Annotated in this window: 8 protein-coding genes; 1 reads left to right on the forward strand and 7 read right to left on the reverse strand. The window is 50.1% G+C overall.

The window, feature by feature from the left end; translation table 11 throughout:
- From Q0231_RS15280 to Q0231_RS15310, 7 genes are all read right to left on the reverse strand, one after another.
- The coding region (locus Q0231_RS15280) for an adenosylhomocysteinase (RefSeq protein ID WP_299348856.1) at window positions 1–1033 on the reverse strand (1033 nt) is incomplete at its 3' end.
- Between the two features lie 99 nt (window positions 1034–1132).
- Window positions 1133–1636, reverse strand: a complete 504-nt coding sequence (locus Q0231_RS15285) for a DUF2937 family protein (RefSeq protein ID WP_299348859.1) — start codon at window positions 1634–1636, stop codon at window positions 1133–1135.
- 66 nt (window positions 1637–1702) lie between these two features.
- Window positions 1703–2023, reverse strand: coding sequence for an HPr family phosphocarrier protein (locus tag Q0231_RS15290; RefSeq protein WP_269393158.1), 321 nt, complete (start codon window positions 2021–2023; stop codon window positions 1703–1705).
- Window positions 2024–2032: 9 nt separating this feature from the next.
- Complete coding sequence (locus Q0231_RS15295; protein ID WP_269393159.1) at window positions 2033–2434, reverse strand: PTS sugar transporter subunit IIA; 402 nt, start codon at window positions 2432–2434, stop codon at window positions 2033–2035.
- 121 nt (window positions 2435–2555) lie between these two features.
- Window positions 2556–3026, reverse strand: a complete 471-nt coding sequence (locus Q0231_RS15300; RefSeq protein WP_269393160.1) for an HPr kinase/phosphorylase — start codon at window positions 3024–3026, stop codon at window positions 2556–2558.
- Window positions 3027–3035: 9 nt separating this feature from the next.
- A complete protein-coding gene (locus Q0231_RS15305) occupies window positions 3036–4814 on the reverse strand; it encodes a stimulus-sensing domain-containing protein (protein ID WP_299348865.1) in 1779 nt (592 codons plus the stop codon).
- A gap of 5 nt (window positions 4815–4819) precedes the next feature.
- Complete coding sequence (locus Q0231_RS15310; protein WP_269393162.1) at window positions 4820–5530, reverse strand: response regulator transcription factor; 711 nt, start codon at window positions 5528–5530, stop codon at window positions 4820–4822.
- Window positions 5531–5874: 344 nt separating this feature from the next.
- Here Q0231_RS15310 and Q0231_RS15315 point away from each other — a divergent pair.
- The coding region (locus Q0231_RS15315; protein ID WP_299348868.1) for a phosphoenolpyruvate carboxykinase (ATP) at window positions 5875–6998 on the forward strand (1124 nt) is incomplete at its 3' end.

The raw sequence follows: 6998 nt of genomic DNA on the forward strand, positions 1-6998 counted from the left end.
CTTCAATCTCGTTGTCGAAGTGACCAATATTACAAACGATTGCCATGTCTTTGAGCTTACGCATTGCATCAAGGGTCACGATACCTTTGTTGCCTGTACAAGACACAACGATGTCGGCACGATGTGCTGCATCTTCCAACGTAACAACTTCAAAGCCGTCCATTGCCGCTTGCAATGCACAGATGGGGTCAACCTCGGTCACCAACACGCGCGCACCAGCGCCCGCCAAAGACTGGGCAGAACCTTTACCCACGTCGCCATAACCACAAACAATAGCGACTTTACCCGCCATCATTACGTCAGTACCGCGACGGATGGCATCGACCAAGCTTTCGCGGCAGCCATATTTATTGTCGAACTTTGATTTGGTGACGCTGTCGTTCACATTGATCGCAGGGAATGGCAATTCACCACGCTCGGCCAATTGATACAAACGCATTACACCAGTTGTTGTTTCTTCTGAAACACCGCGCAAGTTTTCGCGCACTTTGGCGTAAAAACCGGGGTTCGCCGCAATACGCTTCTTGGCTTGCGCAGCGAAATATTCTTCTTCTTCGCTTTTTGGGTGATCAAGGACGGTTGGGTCAATTTCGGCTTTTGCGCCGGTGAGCACCAACATGGTCGCATCGCCACCATCATCAAGGATCATATTGGCAGTTTCGCCATTGCCCCAATCAAGAATGCGGTCTGCAAAGTCCCAATATTCTTCAAGCGTTTCGCCTTTATGGGCGAACACTGGAATGCCTGCAGCAGCAATTGCGGCGGCGGCGTGGTCTTGAGTTGAAAAGATGTTGCATGACGCCCAGCGCACATCGGCACCCAAAGCCACCAATGTTTCAATCAAAACAGCTGTTTGAATGGTCATATGCAAAGAACCCGCGATGCGCGCGCCTTTTAAGGGCTGTGCTGCGGCGAACTCGCGGCGAATGGCCATAAGGCCGGGCATTTCAATTTCGGCCATTTCAATTTCGGTCCGGCCCCATTGAGCCAGAGAAAGATCTTTTACCGCATATTCTTGTGTTAAGGCGCTCATGCTGCGTCTCCTATTGAACCCGTTTGGCGCTATTCATACGCGCTCATCCTTTACCATTCAATAAAGATATAAAGAATTACTTATATCCCGAACAGAGCGTTAACGCGAAATCCGGACGCGACGTCGAAAAGGCCAAGCGAATATGCCCCACACAAGCCTGAAGAGACCCAACCCAATCAGCAAGCCAATGCCCGCAAATGTGGGGCCCGATGCCGTCACAGGAACAGCCGGTTTATAGGCGCTCAGCGTATCAGAGAGCAATTTGGGATCGAGATGAGAGGAGAAAGCGGTGAGCTCTTGTACCGGCCCCGCATTAATCAGAGCTTGCTGATGGGCTTTCAGGTTTTCAAATCTGGCAATCGATTGGCCAATCGATGTGCCGCGCTCAACCAAAAACTGATCGTTGGACGCACTATAGCGGGCCAGCGCTTGTTCTCGACTGAGCCCTTGATTGGCTGCATCAATATCAAAATTTTCAATCACGACGCCAAGTTCGGCCACTGCGCCGCCAAGCCGCTGATGATATTGTTGCGCGTATTCAGGGTATTGGGAGGCAGTTATGCCGCCCGCCAAGGCCCCCACTAGCAAAAATGGTGTTCGCATTTTCGCCTCCCACCTTTGCGGCTGTAACGACAAAACCCACTGCGAGATTTGATCGTTTGGCCCAACCTAAGCCTGTTTTTCTTTGACACCGTCGGTGTCTTCGTCAAAACCCGATTCAATCAGAGCCGCGATCGCCTCTAGCGCCTCGCGTGCCTGTACGCCTTTGGCGCGGACCAAAACGGTTGAGCCTGGCCCTGCGCCCAACATCATCAACCCCATGATCGAGGATGCGCCTACCGTCACCCCATCGCGTGTCACTGAAATTTCAGCGTTGAAGCATTCGGCCGTGCGCGCAAATCGAGCAGAGGCCCGCGCATGCAGACCTCGCTGGTTTACAATTGTTAGGCGCTGTCCTAGTTCTTTTTCAGGATGACAGGAGTGCGGCATGGTAAGGTCCTAAACGCCGCCCAACACATCATTGGCCACATTTATGTATTTGCGGCCAGCATCTTGAGCTTCGTGCACTGCGTCGCGCATTTTCATGTCGGGGCGCACTCGGGCCAATTTAACCAGCATGGGCAAGTTTACCCCTGCAATAACGTCCACTTCACGATTTTCCATTACTGAAATCGCAAGATTTGACGGTGTACCGCCAAACATGTCGGTGAGAATAACCACACCTTCGCCACTGTCCACACTGTGTACCGCGTCCAAAATATCTTGCCGGCGCATTTCCATGTCATCATCGGGCCCAATGCTTACAGCCTCGCATTGTTCTTGGGGCCCAACCACATGTTCAAGCGCGGAACGAAACTCATCCGCAAGTTTGCCATGTGTCACCAAAACCATGCCAATCATATATGACGCTCCTCAATAGGCGAGTTTTTCGCCTTTATTGTTCTTTGCTATTTTTTACGGCGATCGAAGCCACATGCAAGTCTAAAGTGAAAGACCTGCATTAGTGCGGGCCCAACTCCAACTAACTTGCGTCCGCTTTCATCACACGTTTGATCGCCTCTGTGACCAGCAACCTTTGGTGAACACTGTCAATGAGGGAGCGAACAGGCACGGGACACCGTGCAACCTTCACGCCTAAGAGTTCTGTTTCAAACTCTTCATTTTCAGGCATACGGTCCAATTCACCCACAAGATCTATCACCAGGTGAATTTTGGTTTGATCTGTTGTTGGCCGCTCAATGACCCCACACCCACGCAATTCAATTTGGCCTGCAATTTGGGGAGGCGAGCTGCACATGACATCATCACCATCCACATGCAGCAGCACGCGATCATCGGAAATCAAAAATGCTTCTTTGTTAAAGTTCTCCGCGCGATCCAACAGATCAAGCGCCAACAAAGATTTTCCCGCCCCGGACTGACCACGTAACAATATACCGTATCCATCATATGTGATGCCGGTTCCGAAGACGTTTTCTGGTTCTTTTGACATAATTGGCCTCTAAGTCGTTGTTGGGAGACGAACGATAAATTCCGCCCCTGATCGATCGGTTCTGTTTTGAGCCTGTATTGTACCGCGGTGAGCCTCAACAATTTGTTGCGAAATTGACAGGCCCAATCCAGAATGATTGCCAAAGCCATCACTGGTGGGGCGATCAGTGTAAAACCGCTTGAAGATTTGCTCTGCCTCGCCGCGAATGCCGCGCCCTTGGTCTTTCACAATAATGTTCACCACTTTGCCCGCGCGCTCTAGCGCAATTTCAACAATAGCGCCTTCGGGGGAAAAGGAAACAGCATTGTCGATGAGATTTGTGACGACCTGCGCCAAACGCCCCTCGTGTCCTGGAACAATTTGCTGATTTTCTTTTAGGTGGTCTGTGAGTTCAATTGTCACGGAGCGCTTGGCTGCGGTTTCAGATTGAATTTCAGCGATTGTTGCCACCAAACCAGAAATATTGACTTTGCCAATTTCTTCTCGCGCCAACTCAGCATCCAAACGCGAGGCTTTGGAAATATCCGTTATCAACCGATCAAGGCGCCGAACGTCATGCTGAATGATTGAAGTGAGCCTTAAACGGTCTTCATCATTTTTGACGACGGGCAAGGTTTCCACCGCGCTGCGTAAGGACGTTAGCGGGTTCTTGAGTTCGTGCGCCACGTCCGCGGCAAAACTTTCAATGGCTTCAATCCGATTGTAAAGCGCGTTGGTCATATCACGCAAAGAGCCAGACAAATGCCCAATCTCGTCTGGCCGGTCTGTATAGTCCGGAATTTCCTCACGCGCGGTCATTGAAGAGCGCACCCGCTGCGCGGCGGCGGACAGGCGGCGCATGGGACCAGCGATTGTGCCCGCCAACAATAATGACATGATGGTGGTCACCGAGGCAGCGATCAAAAAGATCTTAAATACATTCCAACGCTCTTTTTCCACCACATGGTCAATGTCGCCGGGTGCTGTTGAAAGCAAGAGCACCCCCACATTGGTTTTTAATCGCCGCACGGGCACAGCAACTGATACCAACAACCTATCGTTCACATCAACGCGCACAATGGATGCGGTAGCGCCTGACAAGGCGGTTCTCACTTCGGGGTATTTTGCCCCGTCTGCGCCCGAGTATTCTTGGTAGCGTGGGAACTCACCGGCCCTTAGCCTGCGGAAAAACCTGTTCCACCAATCAACAAAAAACAATGATTCTGCATCCGTTGCTGGCGAAATTTGACGCAGAACTTCCCCGCGAGCGTAGATATTATCACTATCAAGGATCAACAATCCTGATCGATCATAAATGCGCGCGCGCGTTCCCGTTGGCGTGATAAGATTGCGCAACAAGGGGGCGACGCGCTCAGGGTTGATGGGGAACTCTAGCGACTGGTCGAAGAAGCTAAGTGTCGAATTGGGGTCTTCGCCTTGCAGCTGTAAGAACTTATCGGGATCAACAGTGATCACATCCGAATCTACTGTTGCTGAGGCAGCGATGGCACCGGCGATAATTTCGCCTTGTACACGCAGACTGACCACGCGCGCATCGATAAGCCCAGCGCGCCATTGGTTCAAATATAAAATGGCAATAACGAGCGCGGCAAGGGCGGCAAGGTTAAGCACCACTATGCGTCGCGTCAGGGAAGAGAATACTGTGTACCCAAACACACGTTGAATTGAACGCACAAAAGCTGAGATTTTGGAACGAGGTCGCCCAGACACACGTTCACCGTTGGCCGCGCCTTGCGGCTTTTGGTGCTTGTTGGTTTTGGAATGCGAAGATGCACTCTCTGGGGTCAAAACGCTTATTGCTCCTTAAAGCGATAACCAACGCCATACAATGTTTCGATCATGTCAAATTCCTTGTCAACAACACGGAACTTTTTGCGCAATCGCTTGATATGGCTATCGATCGTGCGATCATCGACGTACACCTGATCATCATATGCCGCATCCATTAAGCTATCGCGGCTCTTAACGACGCCGGGTCGTTGCGCCAGGGCGAAGAGGATCAAAAACTCGGTCACTGTCAATGTGACGTTTTTTGCGTCCCAGGTGCTGGTGTGTCGCTCTTGGTCCATTGTCAAACGCCCACGCTCAAGCACGGACTTGGACGGTGTGCCATCAGTTGATTGTGCGCTACCTTCGGGCCGCGCTTGGGCGCGCCGCAAAATAGCTTTCACCCGCTCAACAAGCAGTCGCTGAGAGAATGGCTTGGTGATAAAATCGTCCGCGCCCATTTTTAAGCCAAAAAGCTCGTCAATCTCATCATCTTTTGAGGTGAGGAAAATGACCGGGATATCGGATTTTTGACGCAGTCGACGCAACAGCTCCATACCATCCATGCGCGGCATCTTAATATCCAAGATGGCCAAGTCTGGCATATCAGAAGTTAGCCCTTCAAGACCTGAGGCCCCGTCGGTGTAGGTGCTGACGTGATAGCCTTCTGCCTGCAAGGTCATTGAAACCGAGGCGAGAATATTCTGGTCATCATCTACAAGCGCGATCTTTGGCATATTTATTCCTTTCGGCCTCACCTTATATGATTGGTACAGGGTGAAAATCAATATTGCCCGTCTCATTGCTCAAAGAATTGCGCACAAATTGTGTCCGCCAAGGAAACTAGTTGAGAAAACCAAACATTGCTTAGTGGGTTTGTGCACAAGCTCTATAAATCGATCAGGAAGGAAAAATGCTAAAATTTACCATATATTTTAGCTATTTAACCGGATTAGACAAAGGTCGTACGACCTATCGCCAGATGGAAAAACCGCATCCAAGAGCTTAGGTTCTTTTGACCGAAAGAGGGAAATTACTCCTTCTGGCGGCATTTTTCACTAAAGACAGCAGGATCAGCCCGATGAGCACCATCACACGGCGGGAAATTAATCAGACCATACAAGCGAACGCAAAGTCGCTTTCTTACAATGATAAGGCACCTGTTTTGGCGTCTCATGCAATTAAGCGCGAAGAAGTTATCTTCAGCGCTGACGGCGCATTGGTTGCTGACACAGGTCAGCATACTGGTCGTTCTGCCCAAGACAAATTTATTGTTGATGATGCGCTAACCCATGACACCGTTTGGTGGGACAATGCAAAAGCGACCTCAACTGAAAAGTTTGACCTGCTGCTTTCAGACCTGCTTGCTGCAACAAAAGACAAAGATTTGTTTGTGCAGCAGTTGTATGCTGGGGCTGACGTGTCACAACAATTGAATGTTGAAGTGTTCACCGAGAACGCTTGGCATGCATTGTTCATTCGCAACTTGTTGATCCGCCCTGCGCTTAATGCCTTGGGCAATTTCGACGCAAGTGTGACCATTGTTCATTTGCCAAGTTTTAAAGCGGACCCTGAACGGCATGGCACACGATCAGAAACAGCAATTCTGTTGGATTTCAGCCGCAATATGGTGCTCATTTGCGGTACAGCTTATGCTGGCGAAATCAAAAAATCTGTTTTCTCATTGTTCAACTTTCATGCGCCGCAAAATGGCGTTCTGCCGATGCACTGCTCTGCAAACATTGGTAAAGATGGCGATACGGCTTTGTTCTTTGGGCTTTCAGGCACTGGTAAAACAACTTTATCTGCAGATCCTGAGCGTTACCTTATTGGTGATGACGAACATGGCTGGGGCAAAGGAACAGTATTCAATATCGAAGGCGGCTGCTACGCAAAAACCATCGATCTTTCGCAAAAGAATGAGCCAATCATTTGGGATGCGATCCGTTTCGGCGCGATCGTTGAAAACGTAATGATGGACGATGAACATCGTGTTGCTGATTATGCTGATACTAGCCTGACTGAAAACGGTCGTTGTGCATACCCTCTAGAGCACGTTGAAAAGCGCGTTCTAGAAAACAAAGGTGGCGAGCCAAAAGCCGTTATCTTCCTGACGTGCGATATGACCGGTGTTCTTCCTCCAGTTTCTGTTCTTACTAAAGAACAAGCGGCTTACCACTTCCTAAGTGGTTACACAGCGCTAGT

The organism is uncultured Maritalea sp., from assembly GCF_937139385.1.
GTDB classification, from domain to species: Bacteria; Pseudomonadota; Alphaproteobacteria; order Rhizobiales; family Devosiaceae; genus Maritalea; species Maritalea porphyrae_A.

Bases quoted from the DNA above. Each gene is read 5' to 3' on its own strand.
- Q0231_RS15285 (WP_299348859.1), bottom strand. From the start codon at position 1,636: ATGCGAACACCATTTTTGCTAGTGGGGGCCTTGGCGGGCGGCATAACT.
- Q0231_RS15290 (WP_269393158.1), bottom strand. From the start codon at position 2,023: ATGCCGCACTCCTGTCATCCTGAAAAAGAACTAGGACAGCGCCTAACA.
- Q0231_RS15295 (WP_269393159.1), bottom strand. From the start codon at position 2,434: ATGATTGGCATGGTTTTGGTGACACATGGCAAACTTGCGGATGAGTTT.
- Q0231_RS15300 (WP_269393160.1), bottom strand. From the start codon at position 3,026: ATGTCAAAAGAACCAGAAAACGTCTTCGGAACCGGCATCACATATGAT.
- Q0231_RS15310 (WP_269393162.1), bottom strand. From the start codon at position 5,530: ATGCCAAAGATCGCGCTTGTAGATGATGACCAGAATATTCTCGCCTCG.